This window comes from Sutcliffiella horikoshii (assembly GCF_021991925.1).
GTDB lineage: Bacteria > Bacillota > Bacilli > Bacillales > Bacillaceae_I > Sutcliffiella_A > Sutcliffiella_A horikoshii_F.
This window is the reverse complement of sequence record NZ_RXZI01000011.1, coordinates 1-21,655: the sequence shown is the minus strand read 5'-3', so window position 1 is coordinate 21,655 and position 21,655 is coordinate 1. Positions and strand designations below refer to the sequence as shown.

General features: G+C 45.0%; 16 protein-coding genes. 9 read left to right on the top strand and 7 right to left on the bottom strand.

Annotated features, from left to right (window positions below; genetic code table 11):
• The first annotated feature begins 86 nt into the window (after nt 1-86).
• Nucleotides 87-1,196: an alanine racemase gene (locus EKQ44_RS19580; RefSeq protein WP_237665239.1), complete on the top strand. Its 1,110-nt coding sequence runs from the start codon at nt 87-89 to the stop codon at nt 1,194-1,196.
• 354 nt (nt 1,197-1,550) lie between these two features.
• Here EKQ44_RS19580 and EKQ44_RS19575 read toward each other — a convergent pair whose 3' ends face one another.
• Nucleotides 1,551-2,936: a dipeptidase gene (locus EKQ44_RS19575; RefSeq protein ID WP_237665238.1), complete on the bottom strand. Its 1,386-nt coding sequence runs from the start codon at nt 2,934-2,936 to the stop codon at nt 1,551-1,553.
• Nucleotides 2,933-4,423 carry an amidase family protein gene (locus EKQ44_RS19570; protein WP_237665237.1) on the bottom strand — a complete coding sequence of 497 codons (1,491 nt, stop codon included), beginning with the start codon at nt 4,421-4,423 and terminating at the stop codon, nt 2,933-2,935. The genes EKQ44_RS19575 and EKQ44_RS19570 overlap by 4 nt, the downstream gene beginning before the upstream one ends.
• 270 nt (nt 4,424-4,693) lie before the next feature.
• On the opposite strand from EKQ44_RS19570, the gene EKQ44_RS19565 reads away from it, so the two are divergent.
• From EKQ44_RS19565 to EKQ44_RS19555, 3 genes are all read left to right on the top strand, one after another.
• Nucleotides 4,694-6,436 carry an ABC transporter ATP-binding protein gene (locus EKQ44_RS19565; RefSeq protein ID WP_237665236.1) on the top strand — a complete coding sequence of 581 codons (1,743 nt, stop codon included), beginning with the start codon at nt 4,694-4,696 and terminating at the stop codon, nt 6,434-6,436.
• Nucleotides 6,417-8,225 carry an ABC transporter ATP-binding protein gene (locus EKQ44_RS19560; protein ID WP_237665235.1) on the top strand — a complete coding sequence of 603 codons (1,809 nt, stop codon included), beginning with the start codon at nt 6,417-6,419 and terminating at the stop codon, nt 8,223-8,225. Before EKQ44_RS19565 ends, EKQ44_RS19560 begins: the two co-directional genes overlap by 20 nt.
• A gap of 304 nt (nt 8,226-8,529) precedes the next feature.
• Complete coding sequence (locus EKQ44_RS19555) at nt 8,530-9,945, top strand: alanine/glycine:cation symporter family protein (RefSeq protein WP_237665280.1); 1,416 nt, start codon at nt 8,530-8,532, stop codon at nt 9,943-9,945.
• 157 nt (nt 9,946-10,102) lie between these two features.
• Here the strand turns inward: EKQ44_RS19555 and EKQ44_RS19550 are convergent, their stop codons facing one another.
• Nucleotides 10,103-11,065, bottom strand: a complete 963-nt coding sequence (locus EKQ44_RS19550; protein ID WP_237665234.1) for an EAL domain-containing protein — start codon at nt 11,063-11,065, stop codon at nt 10,103-10,105.
• 214 nt (nt 11,066-11,279) lie between these two features.
• Between EKQ44_RS19550 and EKQ44_RS19545 the strand changes: the two genes are divergently transcribed.
• Nucleotides 11,280-12,572, top strand: coding sequence for an ATP-binding protein (locus EKQ44_RS19545; RefSeq protein ID WP_237665233.1), 1,293 nt, complete (start codon nt 11,280-11,282; stop codon nt 12,570-12,572).
• Between the two features lie 57 nt (nt 12,573-12,629).
• On the opposite strand, the gene EKQ44_RS19540 is transcribed toward EKQ44_RS19545, so the two are convergent.
• Nucleotides 12,630-14,156 carry an FAD-dependent oxidoreductase gene (locus EKQ44_RS19540; RefSeq protein ID WP_237665232.1) on the bottom strand — a complete coding sequence of 509 codons (1,527 nt, stop codon included), beginning with the start codon at nt 14,154-14,156 and terminating at the stop codon, nt 12,630-12,632.
• A gap of 169 nt (nt 14,157-14,325) precedes the next feature.
• Between EKQ44_RS19540 and EKQ44_RS19535 the strand changes: the two genes are divergently transcribed.
• Nucleotides 14,326-15,633, top strand: coding sequence for a DEAD/DEAH box helicase (locus EKQ44_RS19535; RefSeq protein ID WP_331254677.1), 1,308 nt, complete (start codon nt 14,326-14,328; stop codon nt 15,631-15,633).
• 127 nt (nt 15,634-15,760) lie between these two features.
• On the opposite strand, the gene EKQ44_RS19530 is transcribed toward EKQ44_RS19535, so the two are convergent.
• Nucleotides 15,761-16,972, bottom strand: a complete 1,212-nt coding sequence (locus tag EKQ44_RS19530) for a cytochrome P450 (RefSeq protein WP_237665231.1) — start codon at nt 16,970-16,972, stop codon at nt 15,761-15,763.
• A gap of 212 nt (nt 16,973-17,184) precedes the next feature.
• Here EKQ44_RS19530 and EKQ44_RS19525 point away from each other — a divergent pair, with 212 nt between their 5' ends.
• Nucleotides 17,185-18,372, top strand: coding sequence for a zinc-ribbon domain-containing protein (locus EKQ44_RS19525; protein WP_237665230.1), 1,188 nt, complete (start codon nt 17,185-17,187; stop codon nt 18,370-18,372).
• Between the two features lie 38 nt (nt 18,373-18,410).
• Nucleotides 18,411-19,541, top strand: coding sequence for a S1C family serine protease (locus EKQ44_RS19520; RefSeq protein ID WP_237665229.1), 1,131 nt, complete (start codon nt 18,411-18,413; stop codon nt 19,539-19,541).
• Nucleotides 19,542-19,603: 62 nt separating this feature from the next.
• Here the strand turns inward: EKQ44_RS19520 and EKQ44_RS19515 are convergent, their stop codons facing one another.
• Both EKQ44_RS19515 and EKQ44_RS19510 read right to left on the bottom strand, forming a co-directional pair.
• On the bottom strand, nt 19,604-19,798 hold the full coding sequence (locus EKQ44_RS19515) for a DUF4017 family protein (protein ID WP_237665228.1): 195 nt from the start codon (nt 19,796-19,798) through the stop codon (nt 19,604-19,606).
• A 371-nt stretch (nt 19,799-20,169) separates the two neighbouring features.
• Complete coding sequence (locus tag EKQ44_RS19510) at nt 20,170-20,574, bottom strand: C40 family peptidase (RefSeq protein WP_237665227.1); 405 nt, start codon at nt 20,572-20,574, stop codon at nt 20,170-20,172.
• Between the two features lie 102 nt (nt 20,575-20,676).
• On the opposite strand from EKQ44_RS19510, the gene EKQ44_RS19505 reads away from it, so the two are divergent.
• Entirely contained in the window at nt 20,677-21,441 is a 765-nt protein-coding gene (locus EKQ44_RS19505) for an arylamine N-acetyltransferase (RefSeq protein WP_237665226.1), read from the top strand.
• Nucleotides 21,442-21,655: the final 214 nt, after the last annotated feature.

The following is a 21,655-nucleotide window of genomic DNA, read 5'->3' as shown; positions in this document are numbered from 1 at the left end:
GATTTCCAAACCAACTACTGCGAATTTTTCAACAGCTCCTTATGCGTGGTATAGTGGGGGAAAGATGGTCTGGGGAGGGAGAAAGAATGAAACAGAAATGGAATGATCTTGATACACCTACATTATTATTGGATAAGGCGACTTTATTGGCAAATATCCTCACAATGAGCGATTTTGCAAAAGAAAACAGCTTGAGTTTACGGCCTCATATAAAAACCCACAAATCAAAAGAAATCGCGAAGCTGCAAATGGAGCATGGCGCCATCGGCCTCACTACCGCCAAGCTAGAAGAGGCGGAAGTAATGGCAGATGCAGGTATCACGGATATTTTAGTGGCATATCCGATTTCGAGTCAGGTAAAAATAGAGCGTGCCATCGCATTGCTTCAAAAAGGAGTCGACCTGAAGCTTGCAGTCGATAGCTTGGAGCAGATCAAGCTATTGCAAAAAGCCCTGGAGAAGTCAGGACACAATTTGGAGGTCTGGATCAAGGTGAATTCAGGACTGAATCGTTGCGGCGTGGAACCAGGGGAAGATGCTGTGGAGCTGGCTAAGGCGGTATTGTTTTTGTCCCAGGTTCGAGTAGGAGGCATCTTTACCCATGCAGGACATTCTTATGGGGCAAGGGACGCGAAGGAACTGGAGCGCATCGCGAATGCAGAAGCCGTAGCGGTGGTCAGCAGCGCAGAAGCTTGCGAGAAAGCGGGAATTCCGATACCGGTGAGAAGCGTAGGTTCCACGCCAACGTACCGACTAGCCGGAGTGGTAGAGGGAATCACTGAAGTCCGACCGGGGAATGCGGTGTTTTTTGATAGTATCCAAGTGGGGCTTGGGGTAGCCAGGAGAGAGGAGTGTGCGTTATCCGTGCTGGCTTCTGTTGTTGGAGTATATAAGGATAGAATCGTTCTGGATACTGGAAGTAAGACATTATGTCTCGATAAAGGGGCACACGGCTTGGATTCAGTAAAAGGTTATGGGTATGTGGTGGACCATCCGGAGCTGACGATTGAAAGGCTGTCAGAAGAGCATGGTGTGGCTGTGTTTGAGAGTCGCAGTGACTTGCGTTTGAATGACAAAGTGAGGATCATTCCCAATCATGCCTGTACTGTGGCAAATATGTTTGATGCATATACAGTTGTAGAAAGAGATGATGTTGTGGGTCAGTGGAAGGTGGATGCGAGAGGGATGAGGAAGTAGGAAGTAGTTTTGAACGCTAGGGTGTGGAGAGACCTCCTTAGGGTTAGCTGATTATTGATAAAATGACACTCTTTAAAATGGTTCGGACACTTTGGCGGAACGTTCGGACAAGATTGCCGTTGTTTTCTGGTGGGTTTGGACAAAACAGCTCTCCCTTCGGACAGAAAGGATGAGCTGTTCGGTCATTTCAAATTTCGGTTCGGACAAGAAAGGAAAATCGTTGGACAACTTTGCGAAAACTTTGGACAACTTCTTCTTCGGACAACTTCCGAAAAACTTCGGACATTTGAAGGAAACAGCCCACCAAAAATCTCAGCTCCCCCAAAAAAGCCTCACTCCAAGCCATCACCGGCTTCATTCCACATCCATTACCCCTGCCAGCTCCTCCCAATACGCACAAAGCGTCAGAAGACCTTTATCAAAATTCTTCAGCTTGAAATTCTCATTCGGTGCATGTACATTATCCGAAGGCAAACCGAAGCCCATCAACACAATCGGTGCCTGTAACACTTCATCAAGCGTGGAAACAATCGGCAAGGATCCGCCGCCCCTCGTAAAAGTGGTCGGAACCTCCCAAACTTTTTCAAATGCTCGGCTTGCCGCTTGGATGGCAGGGTGGTTGAAAGGTGTCACAAACGGCGCCCCTTTGTCAAAAAGGGAAACCGAGATTTCCACCCCAGCAGGTTTGTGCCTTGCAACATGCTCTTGCAAAAGGGCAAGAATTTCATCTGGATCCTGATCTGGTACGAGACGGCATGTGATTTTTGCATGTGCCTCGGAAGGTAGGACCGTTTTAATTCCATCCCCTTGGAACCCGCCGTACACACCGTTCACTTCCAATGTCGGGCGTACCCATGTACGTTCGTAAAAACTGTACCCTTTTTCACCATAAAACTCTTGTACCCCAACTTCTTCTTTTACTTGAGCCTCATTGAACCCAATTGCTTCAAAAGCGGCCTTCTCTTCGGCTGTCAAAGGGACCACCTTGTCGTAAAATCCATCCACCGTCACCACGCCATTTCCGTCGTGGAATGAATTCAACAATTCCACCACCGCATGAATTGGGTTGGCTACGGCCCCACCATAAAGCCCGGAGTGCAAGTCGCGCTTTGGTCCTTTCACATCCAATTGAAATCCGCACATTCCGCGCAGGCCATAGCAGATGGTCGGCTTGTCCTCTTCGATCATGGCTGTATCTGACACTACGACGACATCTGCAGCAAGCATTTCTTTATTTTCCTCCACAAAAGATGGTAGGTTCGGGCTTCCTACTTCTTCTTCGCCTTCTATACAAAACTTGAAGTTGAATGGCAACGTTCCCGTTGTGGCAAGGACTGCTTCCAACGCCTTCAAATGCATGAATGTTTGCCCTTTGTCATCACTGGCCCCACGAGCATAAATGCGCTCATCTCGGATTGCAGGCTCAAAAGGCGGGGTATCCCATAAGTGGAGGGGGTCAACAGGCTGCACGTCATAGTGCCCATAAATTAAAACGGTTGGCTTATCTCCAGCTTTCAACCATTCGCCATAAACAATCGGATGACCTTCTGTAGGAAGCAGACCCACATTATCCATGCCGAGCTTCCTTAACGAATTTGCCATCCACTCTGCAGCCTGCAATGTATCTGCATGATGTGCGGGAAGGGCACTAACGCTAGGGATTGCAAGAAGTTCCTTCAGTTCATTTAAATGCCTTTGGCGGTTTTCCGTTAAATAGGAGGTAATGGTTGCTGTTGTCATGAGTTTACCCCTTTCTTTTGCATATTAGGTGCCTTGCGATGCTTTGTCGCTTGTTCATATCCATAAGCGATTTGAATGAGCGTGCTTTCTTCAAAAGCTCTTGCTGTAAATGTCACACCAACCGGCTTTCCTTCCTTGGTGTAGCCACCAGGAACGGTAATGGACGGGTATCCAGCTTTAGCAGGAATGCCAGCACCGAAGTTGTTCGGGGTTACTATTGCATCAAGTTGATGCTCTTCCATGACTGCATCCAGCCCTGCTTCCCTTGAGCGATAAAGGTCCTTTTCGCGGCTCAAAATATATTCTTCTTCGGTCAATGTTCCGCTGTGCTTTTCACTTTCTTCGAGGACGGTTTGCTTATACTGCAGCATTCTGGCTGAATCATTTTCATTAAATGCTATCAGGTCCTTTAAGCTCTTAATCGGAACGGAAGAACTAGTATTGCGTAAGTATGCGTTCAGGCTTGGTTTGAATTCATAAAAAAGTGTATGGTAATCCCATGAATCTTTAGCAAAAGGTATGTCAATGGAACCGAGCACTTCGGCACCTTGCTCCCGAAGGCTTGCGATAGCTTCTTCCATAATGAGGCCTTCTTCATCTGAAAAGTAAGTGAAATATGGGTCCCGAGCAACTCCTATGCGCATTCCATTTAGTCCTTCTTTTAATAGGAAGGAAGTAAAGGAAATCCCAGGGGACGGATTCGCCTGGGTGGCTGGGTCTTTCTCATCCACTTCTGTCAAGGCGCTTAGCAGGATAGCGGCATCTGTGACGGTTTTGGTCATTGGGCCGGCTGTATCCTGGCTGAAGGAAATCGGGATGATCCCCCTGCGGCTGATCAGTCCGACAGTAGGCTTAATCCCAACGATTGAGTTCGAGCTTGCCGGACTCAAAATGGAACCGGAAGTCTCCGTCCCGATGGCAGCCGCTGCAAAACCGGCCGCGACAGCAGAACCGGAACCGCTGCTAGAACCACCAACATCAAATTGACCAGGACCATATGGATTGAGGACTTGTCCGCCTCTTGAGCTATACCCATTCGGCATCTTTTCCGTCATGAAATTGGCCCATTCCGTCATGTTCGCTTTTCCTAAAATGACGGCGCCTGCTGCCCGGAGCTGGCTTGCAACAGCGGAATCTTCTGCTGCCACATGATGCTCCAATGCGAGGGAGCCGGCACTTGTGTGCATGTTGTCACCGGTGTCGATATTGTCCTTGACTAGCACCGGTATACCATGGAGAGGACCGCGTGCACCTGATTTTTTCCTTTCAAGGTCAAGCGCGGCCGCAATAAAGACAGCATCGGGATTGACCTCGAGAACCGAGTTGAGTGTTGGCCCTTTTTTATCATATTGACTGATACGATGAAGATACATCAAAACCAGCTCTTTGGAAGTCACTTCGCCATTTTCCATTGCGGCCTGCAAGTCCTCAATGGTCGCATTCGGCAACCAATCTTCCACAAGCTTAGAGAGTTTCGGGTGGTTCATCAGAATAACCTCCTTTATAATTTGGGATATATGTCTTTTCTTTTAAAAGGGATCTGTTATACACCGTTGATGATTTAACTTTTTTCAACTTCCTACCAATAATAATAATTCAAACTATTTAAAAAACATAGTTATAAAGGTATGATAATAAGATAATATATAAATTTCAAGATATTCGTTTCGCTAAACGAAGGATTATCTGCGCGTCAAATAGATTTCATCATTTCAACGCAGACTAAACAGAGTGAATGGTTTGGAGGATCAAGTATTATGGGGAAAATATTTTCGTATTTAAAGCCGTATAAGCTGGCAGTGGCAATCGCCTTGTTTTTGATGCTGACGGAACTTGTCGTGGAGCTGATGCATCCGTTGCTCATGGCAAAAATTATTGATGAGGGAATACTGACAGGGGACCTGGATGCAGTCATGAAGTGGGGGGGCATCATGGTGCTGTTCTCCTTTATTGCTTTTGCGGCAGGTATCATCAATTCTTTTTTTGCAGCCCATGTCAGTCAAAGTTTTGGATTTGATATAAGAAGGGGACTGTTCGGGAAAATACAATCATTTTCTTTCGCGAACTTTAGCTTGTTTCCGACATCGTCACTAATTACACGAATGACCAATGATGTCACGCAAATCCAAAATACGGTTTTCATGAGTTTGCGGATCATGTTGCGTGCACCTTTACTTGTCATCGGTGGAGTAGTGATGGCATTGATTGTCAACTGGCAATTGGCCCTGTTCCTTGTTATCGGTGTCCCTGTCCTTTTCATCTTCCTTGTCTGGGTGATGAAAAAAGGTGGTGCACTATTCAAATCGGTACAGGAAAAACTAGATGGTGTGAATAATGTCATGCGGGAAAACCTTGGTGGGATTCGTTTGATAAAAGCGTTTCTTCGTAAAGAACATGAAATGAAGCGCTTTGATAACGCAAGTGAAGAACTGAAGGACCAGACTGTCTCCGCTCTACGCCTAATGGAAATAACGATGCCGATACTTTTGCTTATCATGAACGGAAGCATCCTTGCTGTCCTTTGGTTCGGGAGCATTGGCGTCACCAACGGAGGAGCCCAGGTTGGTGAGGTTGTAGCCATCGTCAATTATGCAACAAGGATCACCGGCGCACTTTCCATCTTTTCTTTTATCATCATGGCATTTGCCAGAGCTAAAGCTTCAGCACACCGGATAACGGATGTACTGGAAGAGGAAATAGATTTAGTGGATAAAGTGGATGTGGATAAGGAAGCATCGTTTGAATATGGGGAAATAGAATTCGATCAAGTTTCCTTCCATTACCCAAATACCGATGTGCCGGTGTTGGAGGATATCTCTTTCCATGCTGAGGCTGGTTCCACAGTCGCCATCATGGGGGCGACAGGTGCAGGGAAATCCTCTCTGTTTCAGTTGATCCCAAGGTTATATGATATTGACAAGGGAACCATACGGGTGGATGGAAAGGATCTAACCGACTTGTCCTTAAAGGGTCTCCGTAAAAAAATCGGATATGTCCCACAGGAAGCCCTTCTTTTTTCCGGCTCGGTAAAAGACAATATCGCCTGGGGGAAAGAAGACGCAACTTTGGAGGAGATCATCCAGGTCGCAAAGGATGCGCAAATCCATGAGACGATTGACCGTTTGCCAAACAAGTATGAGACGGTGCTTGGACAAAAAGGCGTTAACTTGTCCGGCGGTCAGAAACAAAGGCTATCCATTGCGCGAGCCCTTGTAAGAAAGCCGAAGATACTGATGCTGGATGACTCGACAAGTGCGCTTGATTTAAAAACAGAAGCAAAGTTGCTCACCGCTATCAAGAACTATCAATGCACCATGTTTATCGTGACACAAAAAGTTAGTACGGCAATGGAAGCCGATAAGATATTATTGATTGAAGATGGCAGGCTGCTAGAAGAGGGCAGTCATGAGAAGCTGCTTGCAACCTCTACGCTATATCAGAAAATCTACCAGTCACAGTTTGGAACGGAGGTGACAGAGCATGTCGAAGCGTATAAGTAGCAGCGCAGCCGTTGCAGGTAAAGCCAATCCGAAGCCAAAAGCCAAGGACTGGAAAGGGACCATCAAACGTGTTTGGCGCTACCTTGGGGAAAACAAAGGGCTGTTGATGCTTGTTCTTTTAATGGTCCTCATAAGCTCTGCACTTGGACTTTTAGGACCTTTTATCGTAGGGATGGCCATTGATAATTATGTGGTGGAACGGAACTCTGCCGGTCTTTTAAATGTCTTGATTGGCCTTGTTTTCATCTATCTTTTCTACTCTCTGTCCATGTGGTTGCAAAACTACTGGATGGTTGGCATTGCACAGAATACCGTGTTGAAAATGCGGACGCAATTATTCGAGCACTTGCATAAGCTTCCGATCCCTTATTTTGATAAAAGGCAACATGGGGAATTGATGAGCCGGGTGACAAATGATATGGAAAATGTCAGTTCCACCCTGAACAGCTCGGTCATTCAAATATTCTCGAGTATCCTGACACTTGTCGGAACGGTGTCTGTCATGTTATATCTCAGTCCATTACTGACTGCGATCACCTTGATTATCGTCCCAGTCATGTTTCTAGGATTAAAATGGATAACAAATCGGACAGGTCCGCTCTTCAAACAAACCCAAAAAAATCTCGGTGAGTTAAATGGGTACATTGAAGAAACCATCTCTGGTCAGCGGATTGTCAAAACATTTTCACAGGAAGACAAGGTAATGGAAGAGTTTACGGAGAAAAGTTTAAAACTCAAAAAATCCGCTTACTGGGCCCAGACTTATTCCGGGTTTATCCCCAAGTTGATGAACATGTTGAATAACTTAAGCTTTGCGATCATTGCCGGTGTCGGCGGTCTCTTGGCATTAAATACACAGTCAGGTATCACCATAGGTGTCATCGTTATTTTTGCAGAGTATTCAAGACAGTTCACTCGCCCGCTGAATGACCTTGCCAATCAGTTCAACACCTTGCTGTCCGCTGTCGCAGGTGCGGAGCGCGTGTTTGATGTATTGGATGAGAAAGAGGAAGAAAGTGATGAAACAGAAGCAATCGAGTTGGATTCTGTTAAAGGAGAAGTGGAATTCCGTGATGCGACGTTCTCTTATGACGAAGATGACACGACTATACGTAACATCAGCTTCCATGTAGATGTAGGGGAGACCGTAGCATTTGTAGGGCCAACTGGTGCAGGGAAGACTACTGTCATCAACCTGATCTCCCGTTTCTATGACCTGGACAGCGGCACCATCCTATTAGATGGCCATCCAATCAACAGGATAAAACGTTCGAATTTACGTAGGCACATGGCCTTTGTTTTGCAGGATTCCTTCCTATTTGAAGGGACTGTCCGGGAAAACATCCGATACGGACGTCTGGATGCGACGAATGAGGAAGTGGAGGAAGCGGCAAAAATGGCGAATGCCCATTCCTTTATCAGGAAGTTGCCAGGTGGGTATGATTTTAGGTTGAAGCAAGATGGAAGTGGGATCAGTCAAGGGCAAAAACAATTGCTTTCCATTGCCAGGGCGGTCCTGGCAAATCCAACGATCCTTGTGTTGGATGAAGCAACAAGCAGTATTGATACAATAACGGAAATGAAAATCCAAGAAGCGCTACAACGCTTGATGGAAGGGCGAACAAGCTTTGTCATCGCCCACCGCCTGAATACCATCCAAAGTGCCGACCAGATTCTAGTTTTAAAGGAAGGTGAAATCATTGAAAAAGGTTCGCATGATGACTTGCTAAAAGAACAAGGATTTTACTACGAATTATTCACAAGTCAGTTGAAGAAGGAAGTAGGATAAAAGATACGGTTATCACTCCGGTGCGTTCATGGAACTTTCGTGAACCTGCCGGAGTTTTTGGTTGTTATAAAAATAAAAAATCAGACGAAGTTTTCCCGGGAAATACGTCGTTATATAAAGGTTTCTGTCATATTAGCTCACTTGATGAAGGAGACATGTATTGTCTATTTTCTGAATATGATTTATAATGCAGTACAGAATGAAAATTCTAAATATTGCAAATGTGTTAAAGGGGGATTACAATTTGGAAGCGTTCTTTGAAAATCCGATTGGCGGCTTAGTAAATCTTCTATGGAGTACACCAATGATAGTTTTCTGTCTTGGGGTCGGATTGTTATTTACCATTTTGACAAAATTTGTGCAAGTAAGACTGTTCGGAGACATGATCAAGCAATTATTCTCCGGTAAAGCTTCCAGCGCAGGGGTTTCCTCGTTTCAGGCCTTATCTATTTCTTTATCGGGACGTGTAGGAACCGGTAATATCGCTGGTACAGCAACAGCTATCGCAATGGGGGGACCTGGTGCGGTTTTTTGGATGTGGATGATCGCATTCATTGGAGCATCAAGTGCCTTTGTTGAATCCACTCTTGCTCAGGTTTACAAATCGAAGCAGGAAGGGGAGTACCGCGGGGGGCCAGCCTATTATATCGAGAAAGGTATCGGCTGGAGATGGTATGGAATCATCTTCGCTTTTGCGGCTCTTTTAGCCATGAGTTTATTGATGCCTGGTCTGCAGGCGAATGCCATCGGCTCTGGTTTGAACAATGCTTTTGGAATCAATAAGCAAATCATCGCCATCTCGCTGGTAGTCATCATCGGACTGATCATCTTTGGTGGGGTAAAGCGTATCGCTTCTGTTGCACAATTTGTTGTACCATTCATGGCAGTGGCGTATGTTTTAGTATCTTTATTTATCATCATCTTAAATATCACTGAACTTCCTGCAGTATTCGGATTGATTTTCCGCAGTGCCTTTGCGGTTGATTCCGCGTTCGGTGGAATCATTGGGGCAGCCATTGCATGGGGTGTAAAGCGTGGGATCTTCTCGAACGAAGCAGGACAAGGAACTGGACCGCATGCTGCAGCAGCTGCTGAGGTATCGCATCCAGCGAAACAAGGCCTGGTTCAGGCATTCTCTGTTTATATCGATACAATTTTAGTTTGTTCCGCTACGGCATTTATGATTCTTTTCACAGGATCTTACAATGTTGTCGACCCTGAAAACGAAGGACAGTTCCTTCGTAACAATCTTGGAGATGCGGTAGAAGCCGGACCAGCTTATACACAGGCTGCCGTTGAATCTGTCATCCCAGGGTTCGGTGCCGGATTTGTCGGTATCGCATTGCTATTCTTTGCCTTCACTACCATTATGGCATACTACTACATTGCAGAAACGAATGTAGCTTACTTGATGCGAGGGCGGAGCAATAAAATCCCGATGTTCATTCTGAAGGTTGTTCTTTTACTTGCAACATACTTTGGTGTGGTAAGAACGACTCAGGTTGCTTGGGACCTTGGGGATGTTGGACTTGGTATCATGGTCTGGCTCAACCTCATTGCGTTGCTCTTGTTGGCTAAACCTGCACTTGCTGTATTGAAGGATTATGATGAGCAAAGAAAGCAGGGGCTGGATCCGACATTTAATCCTGAGAAGTTGGGAATCAAGAATGCGGATTTCTGGACGGAAGAATACAAGAAAGACGATGAAAGAGCTTCTTAATACATGAAGGTTCTTTTCCCTACAATACAAATTTCTTGTATCTAAGCAGTAAAAAGTCCAAATGCCGACTTTTACTAATGAATACAATAATCTTTGAGAAAAGAGCTACATGAAAAAGAAATCCCTCACTAAGTGGTGAGGGATTTCTTTGTGCTGACTATGCCAAAACAGGCGTCAATATATCTGGTCCAGGCTTTCCAATCAAATACCCTTGCCCGTAATGGATGCCAATAGTACGGCAAAATTCCAATTCTTCTTTTCTTTCGATTCCTTCGGCCAACACTTTGATGTTGAGTTTGGCAGCGACACTTACAACGCTTTTAAGGAAAAGTTGCTTCTCGAGGGTGGAATCACAATGTGATACATACTCTCTGTCTATTTTCACAAAGTCAGGTTGAAGCTTTTCCAGCACTTCCAAAGTGGCATATCCAGCTCCAACATCGTCTAGCGCAACCTGCATCCCTGATTTTTTATACGTTTTGAAAATGGATTCCAGGTGGTCGATGTCATGGATTTGTTCCGACTCCACTACTTCAAAGACAAGCTGGCTTGGGAGGATACTGTTCTCCCTTACTATTGTAAAGGTGTGCTGCAGGCAGAATTCCGGGTTGTAAATGGATGAAGGGAGAAAGTTAATGAACAATTTCACCTCTTTTGGTACATGCTTACTGCTAGCGGAAACGATGGAGCTTTCCCGCGCTTTTTGGTCCAGGTAATTGTGAAGATTCGTTTCGCGCGCAAATTCGAACAGCTTAAAAGGTGGAACGGATTTCCCTTGCCATTGAGGTCGCAGCAGGCACTCATAGGCAAACAGTTCATCCTTGTTCTGTAAATCGATGATCGGCTGAAAATGGGTGGTGAAGGATTGGTTCGCAATCAGTTCCAACAGTTCATGATTCTGTACTAATTTCAAAAAGTGTTCTGGTGAATACTTGCCACGCATAGATGAAGTTCTTACGAAAAGCTCGGAAGAAGTACTTTTATGTATGAGTTTATGAATCTCCTGTTCCAACTCTGCAATGGTCTGGTAGATAGCTACTACTTGCTTTTCCCCATCTTGAATCAATAGCGTTCCTGATTGCTCAATGATGTCAGGTACCCCGCAATCTGTACAATACATGTATCTCCACCTCTTTCCAATAGAATGATAGGATAATTTTACTACTAAGTTCGGAGATAGTGGGAAATCAAGTGTGAAATGTTGAAAAAAAGGTTCGAATGGTGAATAACTAGTAAAATATATACACTTTTCGGTCGAACGAACAAGGGTTTTCTTTATAGGTGTCGAAACACTATTAACATACACTTATTGCTGAAGTTGGGAGCGGGCTGAAATGTTGGCGGAAAAGCTACTTTTACATGTACTGATCATATTGGCACCGGTGCTAATTTACTATGTCGTGTCAGAAAATAGAAGGTTTGGACAATCCCCCTATTTTATCGGGATCCTACAAGGAGTTTCCGCGAGCCTTTGTTTATTGTTTGCATTTTACGACTATGGTCTGTATTGGGACCTCCGCTATATACCGCTTGTATTGGCGGTCCTTTATGGTGGACCAAAAGCGGGGATTATCGTTCTGGTTGCCTTCCTTGGGACGAGGACGTATCTTGGAGGAGATGCACTGATTTTTGGTTATATCAGTGGAATTGTAGCTGCTTCTGTTCCATTTCTATGTCTAAGACGATTCAATAGAGTAGAAACGAAGAAGAAGAGAATAGGCTTTGCAGTATTGGTGGGGCTATGGCCTAACTTTGTCATGTTGTCGATTCTGATTGCCTATTTGTTGACTCAACCTGCTAATGCAAGTGAAGGGCCTAATCTTACCCTCTACATACTCCTGTTTGGACTTATTCAAGTGGTTGGTGTTGGCTTTGCTTCTATGCTGCACGAAGCAGTGCTGGAGCGTGAATTGATGAAGCAAGAGATCCGGCGAGCTGAAAAGCTGAATACATTAGGGGAGCTTGCCGCTTCTATCGCACATGAGGTTCGGAACCCACTGACGGTGGTGAAAGGGTTCCTGCAGCTCATGCACAAGGAAGACAAGGGGAAAAATTTTCAGTACACAGGACTTATACTTAGCGAGCTGGCCAGGGCAGAATCCATCATCAATGATTACCTTAACTTTGCTAAACCCGAATTCAAGAAGATAGAAAAAGTGGATTTGGGTGAATTACTGCAAGATGTAAAGATGCTCTTGAATCCGCTTGCCATAAAGGATGGCATCCATCTGGAAAGTTATCTCGAGAAAAATGTCTTTATGGAGACGGATAAAAATCAGTTCAAGCAGGCACTTGTGAATATTTTAAAGAACGCGATCGAGGCGACCCCTCAGGACGGTCGGGTGTATATCAAACTACTCTCCAATCAGCAAGCGGGCATTCAAATTGTCATAAAGGATACCGGAAAAGGGATGACAAAGGAACAGGTCTCCCGAATCGGTACGTTGTTCTATACAACCAAAGATAAGGGGACGGGACTTGGGACCACGGTATCAATGCGAATCATTGACACGATGAATGGGAAGGTGACGTATTCGAGTGAGCTTGGGAAAGGGACGGAAGTGAAAATCTCCTTTCCGCCGGTCAAACAGGAGGAGCAGAAGAGGGAAGCTTCTGTGGTAGGGTAAAGCAAAAGAGAGAAAGGCGACCGAACGCTTTCTCTCTTGCTTCATGCACACTATTCTTTATAGTTTTTCCAGTGGCTTATCTGCCGGTCCTTCAAGGACATCGCCGTGTATCGAGAATCTTGATCCATGGCATGGGCAGTCCCAACTTCTATCGCCATGATTCCATTCCACTTCGCAACCAAGATGTGTGCATGTCGTATCCACACAGAACACTTCGCCTTTTTCATCCTTATACGCTCCAGCGCGACGTCCGTTAATGGTGACAACTCCACCTTCGTCAAGACTAAGCTCCTCAGGGGTTTTGGTTGGACGATCAAGTTTTCCTTCAATTAAGTGGCCGGCGACATCCATATTGGTGCTGATGAATTTCTTCAAACTAGGATCAGCTACAAAGCGGGATGGGGTGAACAGGTTTTCATACTTATTTTTTCTTCCAAGTATTAAGTCCTGAATTAACAGTGCTGCTGCCGTTCCATTAGTCATGCCCCACTTACGGTAACCTGTGGCAATCAGAATGTTAGGATGGCCTGACGTAATGCGTCCGATATACGGGACCTTATCTAGAGTATATAGATCCTGCGCCGACCAACGATAAAGGATTTCTTTAATCCCAAGAACTTCCTCTCCGAAAGTCCTCAAGGCTTCATAATGCTTCAACGTATCCTGTCCTTGTCCGGTTTTATGTCCGTCCCCGCCAATCAAGGCAACCTTTTCACCATTGATCGTTACATAACGTATAGATCTTGTAGGCTGTCCAGCACTATAATACATACCTTCCGCAAGATCTTTTTCTGTTTTAGCAGCAAGGATATAGGATCTTTCAGCATACATTCTGGTGAAAAAGAACCCTTTGCCATCGTAAAAAGGAAAATGAGAGCCTGCAACAATGTAGTCACACTCAATTTTTGCCCCGTTTTTGGTGACAACAGCCAAACCGCGCTTTTCTTCCACATCGGTTGCCACCGTATGTTCATAGATTTCTCCGCCTTTTTCCACGATACCGTCCACTAGTACCTGTAAGTATTGCAATGGGTGGAACTGGGCTTGGTTTTTCATCACCACGACCGATTTTGTCTTGATGTCATAGGGAATTTCATATTGTAAGTCTCCATCGATCCCGAGCTTCTGGTATGCCTCAAACTCTTTTACTACCTTTTGGTCATCTTGTTCCGACTGGGAATAAATATACGCATCCTGTTCACTAAAATCACACTCGATCCGCTTCCTCTCTACCATATCTTTAATAAAGTGAAGAGCGTCATGGTTTGCCTGGTAATAAAGCTTCGCCTTTTCCTGGCCGAGATGCTGAATGAACTCATCGTAAATGAGGCCATGCTGTGCTGTTATTTTTGCGGTGGTATGGCCGGTTGTACCATTCAGGATTTGATCTGCATCGATTAAGATGACTTTCAGCCCTTCCTGTACAAGTTGATAGGCAGTTGTAATTCCAGTAATTCCCCCTCCCACTATACATACACCTGTTTTTTTGTTGGTATTCAATGTAGGAAAAGAGCTTAGTTTTGCAGATTCCCTCCAATAAGGCTCTGGGGACTTTGGCAGTTTATTAAATTGCGCTTCATTCATACTATTTCCTCCTCTTTCTGGATAGCTATACATAATTTTTCCAAATACCATGAAATCATGTATCTTTTTATCGGAAATGACAAGGATATTTCTATTGGAACCTCCTATGAAAAAGGGTAGAATGGAGAATAGCGTAAAACCCCGATTGAGGGTCATAAAGGAGAAAATGATGTCTACTACATTAATTAATACATTACAGCCTTTCATACAAAATCTTTGGGAAAATAGTGAGTTTGAAGCTGCTACCCCGGTCCAGGAGCAGGCGATTCCAGTCATCCTGGAAGGAAAAGATGTCCTCGTTGAATCACCGACAGGTACAGGAAAAACGTTGGCATATCTGCTTCCGATCATCGAGCGAATCGATCTAACCAAACAGCACCCACAAGCATTGATTGTGGCACCGTCCAAGGAACTTGCCATGCAAATATTCGAGCAGATCCAGAAATGGACAGAAGGCAGCGAAATCACAGGGGCATCGTTCATCGGCGGAGCGAATGTCAAACGCCAGGTTGAAAAGTTGAAAAAAAGACCTCAGATTCTTGTAGGAACTCCTGGAAGACTACAAGAGCTAATTCAAGCGAAGAAAATTAAAATGCATGAAGTCACGACCATTGTCATGGACGAGGCTGACCAGTTATTTGTCCCGGAACATAAAAAAACAATCGAGAACATCATTAAGTCCTCGATGCAGGAAAGACAACTGTTATTGTTCACGGCGACGTTAAGGGAGGAGACCGAAAAACAGGCGATCGGTTTATTGAAGGAACCAGTGGTAATCAGGGTGACGAAGGAAGATCTCCCACCGGTTCGTGTGGAGCATTTATATACAGTTGTTGATCAACGTGATAAAGCCAATGTTCTGGCCAATTTACTTCGTGTGAAGGGAATAAAGGCACTTGCATTTGTTCGTGATATCGGTAACCTTAACGTATTGACGGAAAAGCTACACTATAAGCAGTTGAACGTGGGAATTTTGCATTCCGAATCCTCCAAGCAGGAACGGGAAAATGCGATGAAGAACTTCCGCAAAGACGAGTACCCGGTATTACTAGCAACAGATGTGGCAGCACGTGGCCTGGATATCAAAGAGTTAAGCCACGTGATCCACTATGACTTGCCGGAAGAAGTGGAAAACTATGTGCACCGTTCCGGTAGAACTGGCCGCCAAGGGGCGGAAGGGACGGTCATCTCCATTGTCAGCGAACGGGAGGAGCGCAAGCTGAAGCAGTTCGCAAGAGAGCTTGGACTGACACTGGAAAAGCGTGTCGTATTCGGCGGAAAGCTTGTAAAGGAAGAGGACTTGAAGGGCGGAAAGCCTGGGAAGTCCGGCGGTGGACGTGGAAAATCTGCTGGGAAGAAGACTGGCCAGGAGCGTAGTCCGAAGAGTGATTTCGGGAAAAAGCCCGGAACCGCAACTGCTAGAACAAAATCTAAATCAAAAGGTTCGGTGAAATCAAAGGGGAAAGCAAAGCGATGAAGCCTTTTTGAAGAATGAGGTATGGAGGGTTGCATAAGTGTATTATGAAGCCCTCTTTACCGTGAAAATTAAGAAGGGGAGGTCTTCATGATGACCTCTCCCTTTTCCACTCACCTATCCAAATCCTCTACCGTACTTCCCCGCTAAACCTCAACGCCTCAAATCCCCGGAACACAATATTATTCCGGCGCAATGGTTCTCCTAGCAACTCCACCTTATGCACACGTTTCAGCAATAGGTCTAATGCGATCATAGCTTCAAGCCTCGCAAGGGGAGCCCCAAGGCAAAAATGCGGTCCTGAAGCAAAAGAAAGATGCTTCACATGGTCCCTGGCCACATTGAATGTATCAGGATCTTCATTCATGGCAGGGTCACGGTTCGCTGCACCTAATGCAACCATTGCCACCTGGGCTTTTTTCAGCTGCTTCCCACCAAGCTCCATGTCCTCACCAACCCATCTTGTGGTGAGCAGGACTGGCGGATCGTAACGAAGGATTTCTTCCACTGCATTTTCAATCAAGGAAGGGTCAGCCATTAGCTTCTGCATTTCTTCTGGATGCCTCAATAACAAATGATAGCCGTTCGTAATGAGGTTGACTGTCGTTTCATGGCCTGCTATCAAAAGTAACAAACAAGTGGCGACCAATTCGTCCTCATTCAATTTATCACCAGCATCGGATACGGTAATCAGTCCACTTAACAAATCTTCTCCAGGTTTCACACGCTTCACCTCAATCAGCTTTCGCATGTATTGGTCGGCTTCCTCGAGATAAGGAGCCACCTCCTCCAGGTCTGCTTGAGTGGTATTAAAATCAATGAATTTTACAAATGAATCGGACCAGATGCGGAAGCGTTCCCTGTCTTCTTTTGGCACCCCGATAAGCTCTGTTATGACCATGACTGGCAGGGAATAAGCAAAGTCCCGGATAAGCTCATGATCCTTCATCCCTTTTCTGGCATCCAAGAGGTAGTTTGCCATTTCCACTATGGTAGGTCGCAATCGTTCGGTCATTCTTGGAGTGAAAGCTTTATTCACGAGCCCCCGCAGTCTGGTATGGTTCGGGGCGTCACGGAAAAGCATCATGTTGCGAGTCAATTGGACAACAGGCATCAATGTCTGCGGGACAGGAGGCATTCCCTCCTGAGGTAAGAGGTTTCTAATCTCTTTAATGAATCTTTTATCCTTTAACACAGCTTCCACTTCCTCATAGCCTGTCACAAGCCATCCCTCTACATTGAAAAAGTTAATCCATTGTACAGGGTTGACTTCATGCGCCTGTTTGAAAAAGGAATAAGGATTTTCAATAAACGCTTTTGCAAGGTCTGTTTTAACATTCACGGATATGTCCCCCTAAAAAAACTACTTTCCCTTACCATTCGCTAAAAAAAGCGAGAATCCTTGAAGATTCTACAAAAAAGGAAAAACTTTCTACCTTTTTTCACCAGATTTACCGACCTCATTTGACACTTATCTAGCAATCTATTGTAAAATGGTGTAAGAACAAAAGCATGTTTCTTTTACTTACAAGACTGATGGAGGTCAAATATAGAATGTTTTGTCATAAATGTGGAAGGAAAGTAACATCCGATGCCAATTTTTGCTTCAATTGTGGAGCGAATTTGAAGGAAGATGTATCCGAAACGGAAGAAGAGTGGTTGGAAGGCCGAGGGAGTTCGAGAAACAAGAAGAAACGATCTACATACATGCCCATCTTGCCACCAATCATCAGCATGTTTCTGGTGGCTGGTACTGTAGGATGGTTTTATAACCATGAGCATAAGGTGAATGCAGAAGTACTCACCATTAAGAAGGAAGCAGAGGAGCTTGCTTTAGAGGGAGAGTACGATCAGGCCAAGAATGAACTGGCAAACGCCATGGAAATGCGGCCTGAGTATCATGTATTAAGGAATAACCTTGAAGTGGTAAAGATCGCGGAAGAGGTCAATGCAGAACTGGAAGATGTGAAAGAACAGATAAAGTCAAAGAAATTTGAGGAGGCTGAGAAAAATCTAACAAGGCTCCGCGAAAAGATTACTAGGCTGGATGGTCCGTTAATTCAACCATTGAAGGAAGATGTTTCCGAAAAGGATGTCATGATCAAGGTTGGAAAGATCAACAATGAACTGGATCAGTTGAAAACAGTGGAGGAACTTTCAAGAAAACTCGCCATCATCTCCTCTATCCCTTCAGAAGAAGGAAAAGCGGTGAAAGAGCAAATCCTGAACCGCATTGTGCAGCTGACGGTGGAGGAAGCGGAAGATAAAATCGAGCAGAAGCAATTTACCAATGCAATGACACTTGCGGATAGAGGCTTGCAATATGCGGTGAACGATAAGCGTTTGCTGTCTCTGAAAGAGAAGGTTGATCAATCGAGACAGGAGTTTGAACAGGCTGAGTTTGATCGAATCGAGAAGGCCATGGAAGCAGCGGCCAAGGAAGATTTGAAGAACAAGAATGCTGCCCTTGAAATAGAGAAATTAAAAGTGGAAGAGGATGAAGTGGGAGGACTCACCATCGCTGGGGAAGTGAAAAATATTGTGTCCGCAAGCGTTTCTTCCATTACCGTTTACTATAATATACTGAGCAAGGACAAGAATGTACTCGATACCGGCTTTACAACCGTCTACCCGTTTAAGCTGGAACCAGGAAAAAATGGAAAGTTTGAAGATTACTATTATGGTGTCTTTGAAGATGTAACGGTTGAGATAGAGAACATCACATGGGTGGTAGAGGAGTAAGCAGTTCGCAAGGAAACGGAAATAAAGAAGGTGTAGGAATGAATGTTAGATGGTTTTTAAGTATCATCATGACCATAATCTTGATAAGCGGAGGGATCATCGGGTATTTTCATATAAAAAATACCGTCCCAGCCCAACTGACGGCACCCTCCAAACTTTACTTGGAGTCGGAAGTGAAAGAAAAGGAAAATGTCCCGCAAGCGCTGAAGGAGATCATCTTTGAATCTCAAAAGCTGGTCGTCAAAATTGAATTGCCGGATGGCTCGTTCGGCTCTGGTTTTTTATACAACGATAAAGGCGATGTGGTAACGAATGCCCATGTCGTTGCTAACGCGAAAGAAGTCAAAATTACCTCTGCCGATTCGAAGGAATTGACTGGAGAAGTAATTGGCATCAGCATTGATACAGATGTGGCGGTTATTCGCGTTCCGGAACTAGAAGGCACCAAGCCATTCAGAATAGCAGAAACTAGGAAAGCGGAGCTCGGGGACGATGTCATCGCACTTGGAAGTCCATTGGGCTTACAAAATACGGTCACTACCGGAATCATCAGCGGTACCGGCAGGGAATTTGAAATCGACTCTTTCAAATATGAAGATGTCTTTCAAATATCTGCGCCGATCGCACCGGGTAACAGTGGTGGACCCCTCATTGATACCAAGACAGGGGAAGTAGTCGGGATCAATTCCGCGACCATGGATCAGGGCGTCATCGGGTTCAGCATTCCTTTGGTGAATGTGATGCCGTTGATTAAGAGTTGGTCTGAATCCCCGATGGAATCTTTACCAAGAATCGGAGCTAATACATCAGGAAACAGTGCGGGGGAAACCTCCACCAACGTGGACATTGCCGAATATCTCGTGAATTATTTTTACGAAAGCATCAATTACAGAGACTATGTGACGGCCTACTCTTTGCTAGGCAGCAGTTGGCAGTCCAAGACGTCCTATGAAGATTTCCGGTCGGGTTATCTGGACTTCCTTACCATCGAAGTGGACGATCTCTTGACTAAGCAAAACGGTAACAACGTGGAGGTCATCACTGTCATTACTGCCCAGGAACGCTCGGAAAAGGGTGTGTCCTATAAAAAATTCAAGGTAACCTTTGAGTTGGGGCTTGAAAATGACCAGATGAAGATTTTATCGGAAAAGCGTGAGAGTATGGAATAGAATGAAAGGAAAGGGTCCTGGCAAATGGTATGCCAGGACCCTTATCTTTTAACTTATAAATATTAGAATTTAGCAGTAGTATCACTTTTACTGAAAAAATAGGTTACTAATGCCGTGATGATCATGATGGGAATCGCATAAAACTGTCCCACGAAAAGTTTCCAGCCCAAAACATCATGCCCTTCAGATGCAGGCAGGAATACAACAATGATACAAACAACCAAATACGCCCCAATAGGTATCAACCATTTCTTCATCTTTGTTCCTCACAATCCGTTTTTGTGTGGTAGGAGACTGTCTTCCAGTTGAAGGATGACAAGGAAATTTTAACATATATAACCATATGTGGTCTTTACTTTTTTTCAATAAGGCTCTGTTAAACACCGCTGTTGATTTCTGCGCTAGGCTTCGCTTTCCTAGGGGCGTTTGGGGAGCCTCCTCGGCTTTGCCTACGGGGTCTCCCCTAAACGCTATCTCCCTCAGGACAAGGAAGGCTTCGACAGCAATACATCGCACGAAGAAAATGCGGCAGCATTTTCGAGGAGTCTCCGCCTATTGCTCCAATCAACAGCTAGGTTGCTGCTAAAGTCCACAGTATGCGTTAACAGAGCCTTCAATAAAAGGTTCTTTAACCAATCACGCGTCGTGCGCCGATGATTTTGGTGTTCCAATAAGGGGAAAGGGAGGCGATAGCGACTTTCTTTTCTACCCTTGAAGTGTGTAGGATGGAATTATTACCTATGAAAATGGCAACATGACCAATTCTTTGGATGCCAGATAAATTTGTGCGCTTTGGTGTTGTGAAGAAAAGGAGGTCTCCCCGCCTGACACTGGAGAGTGGAACTGGGTTTCCGGCTTGGAATTGCTGGCGGGAGGTTCTTGGCAGGGAAATGCCGTGTGCTGCATATACATATTGAACAAATGAACTGCAATCGAACCTGTCCGTTCTGCCGGCTGCTGCATCGAATAAATAAGGCGTACCAATATACTCTTTGCCGGTCTCAATAATTTGTTTAGCTTTCCGTAAAGTCATCTAAAGGGACACTCCTTTCTATTTCCTGCTATATTAGTAGATGTAAAATGATAGAAATTGCTTGGACAAATTTAATGGATTTCTTAAAATGGGGGCATGAAAATGAGCGCAAAAGATAAATTCCTGCAATATCTTGGAATGGAAAAGAAAGAGCCGGATTTAACCTACTTGAATGAATTGATCGCTGCCCATCAGAAAAAAGTGAGATGGGAGACTTGGACGAAGTTTCTGGATTTTGAAGAGAGGGAGGAAAAGGATCTTTATCTACCGAGTATCGAGGAGTATGTGGACAGAATCATTCAAACTGGAACAGGGGGTACTTGCTGGACCTTGGCGATTGGCTTTCACTATTTATTGAAAGAGCTTGGTTTTGAGGTGAATTATCTGTATATGACACCTGGCCATCTGTGCTTAATGGTGGAACTGGATCAGCCATATTACGTGGATGTGGGGTATTGTGCCCCGTTTTTCCAAGCGTTCCCTCTTCATACTTCTTTTGTCGTGAGTACAGACATGGAAACTTTCAGCTATCAGGTTAATGGAGACGAGGCACTGGTAGAGCGTCATCCGGGTCCGACAAAATCCTTGGGCTTGAAGCCTGTCTCGTTTGAAGATGTAAAGGGGGCTTTGCTGGATTCCCATGATTGGGAGAAGGGATTCTCTTTTCATAGCTTGAGGATGTTTGGTTATATTGATGGTGTTCCGTACCAGTTGAGGGAGAACGCAATCAGAAGGTTCAAGGATCAAGCATACGTGGAAGAAGAACTGACCGATGAGCAGATGCGCTATTGGATTGAGGAGAAATTCGGGGCTGATTACGGAGTGTATGAAAGGGCGAAGCAGATTTATCAGTTGAGGAAGGGTTAGTTTGCTGAGAACCTTTCAATTAAAGGTAGCAGTGTCCTAATGCGGGCTGTATGACGCCCGGATGTCATGAAAAAGCGGAAAGATTGTCCTCATAGGGGCTGTATGACGCCCGGGGGCAACGAAAAAGCGGAAAGATTGTCCTCATAGGGGCTGTATGACGCCCGGATGCAATGAAAAAGCGGAAAGATTGTCCTCATAGGGGCTGTATGACGCC

Excerpts from the sequence above, each read along its gene's own strand:
- EKQ44_RS19555 (WP_237665280.1), top strand. The coding sequence starts at position 8,530 with ATGATAGTTTTCTGTCTTGGGGTCGGATTGTTATTTACCATTTTGACA.
- EKQ44_RS19565 (WP_237665236.1), top strand. The coding sequence starts at position 4,694 with ATGGGGAAAATATTTTCGTATTTAAAGCCGTATAAGCTGGCAGTGGCA.
- EKQ44_RS19510 (WP_237665227.1), bottom strand. The coding sequence starts at position 20,574 with ATGACTTTACGGAAAGCTAAACAAATTATTGAGACCGGCAAAGAGTAT.
- EKQ44_RS19550 (WP_237665234.1), bottom strand. The coding sequence starts at position 11,065 with ATGTATTGTACAGATTGCGGGGTACCTGACATCATTGAGCAATCAGGA.
- EKQ44_RS19535 (WP_331254677.1), top strand. The coding sequence starts at position 14,326 with ATGTCTACTACATTAATTAATACATTACAGCCTTTCATACAAAATCTT.
- EKQ44_RS19560 (WP_237665235.1), top strand. The coding sequence starts at position 6,417 with ATGTCGAAGCGTATAAGTAGCAGCGCAGCCGTTGCAGGTAAAGCCAAT.
- EKQ44_RS19540 (WP_237665232.1), bottom strand. The coding sequence starts at position 14,156 with ATGAATGAAGCGCAATTTAATAAACTGCCAAAGTCCCCAGAGCCTTAT.
- EKQ44_RS19575 (WP_237665238.1), bottom strand. The coding sequence starts at position 2,936 with ATGACAACAGCAACCATTACCTCCTATTTAACGGAAAACCGCCAAAGG.
- EKQ44_RS19580 (WP_237665239.1), top strand. The coding sequence starts at position 87 with ATGAAACAGAAATGGAATGATCTTGATACACCTACATTATTATTGGAT.
- EKQ44_RS19525 (WP_237665230.1), top strand. The coding sequence starts at position 17,185 with ATGTTTTGTCATAAATGTGGAAGGAAAGTAACATCCGATGCCAATTTT.
- EKQ44_RS19570 (WP_237665237.1), bottom strand. The coding sequence starts at position 4,423 with ATGAACCACCCGAAACTCTCTAAGCTTGTGGAAGATTGGTTGCCGAAT.
- EKQ44_RS19515 (WP_237665228.1), bottom strand. The coding sequence starts at position 19,798 with ATGAAGAAATGGTTGATACCTATTGGGGCGTATTTGGTTGTTTGTATC.
- EKQ44_RS19505 (WP_237665226.1), top strand. The coding sequence starts at position 20,677 with ATGAGCGCAAAAGATAAATTCCTGCAATATCTTGGAATGGAAAAGAAA.
- EKQ44_RS19520 (WP_237665229.1), top strand. The coding sequence starts at position 18,411 with ATGAATGTTAGATGGTTTTTAAGTATCATCATGACCATAATCTTGATA.
- EKQ44_RS19545 (WP_237665233.1), top strand. The coding sequence starts at position 11,280 with ATGTTGGCGGAAAAGCTACTTTTACATGTACTGATCATATTGGCACCG.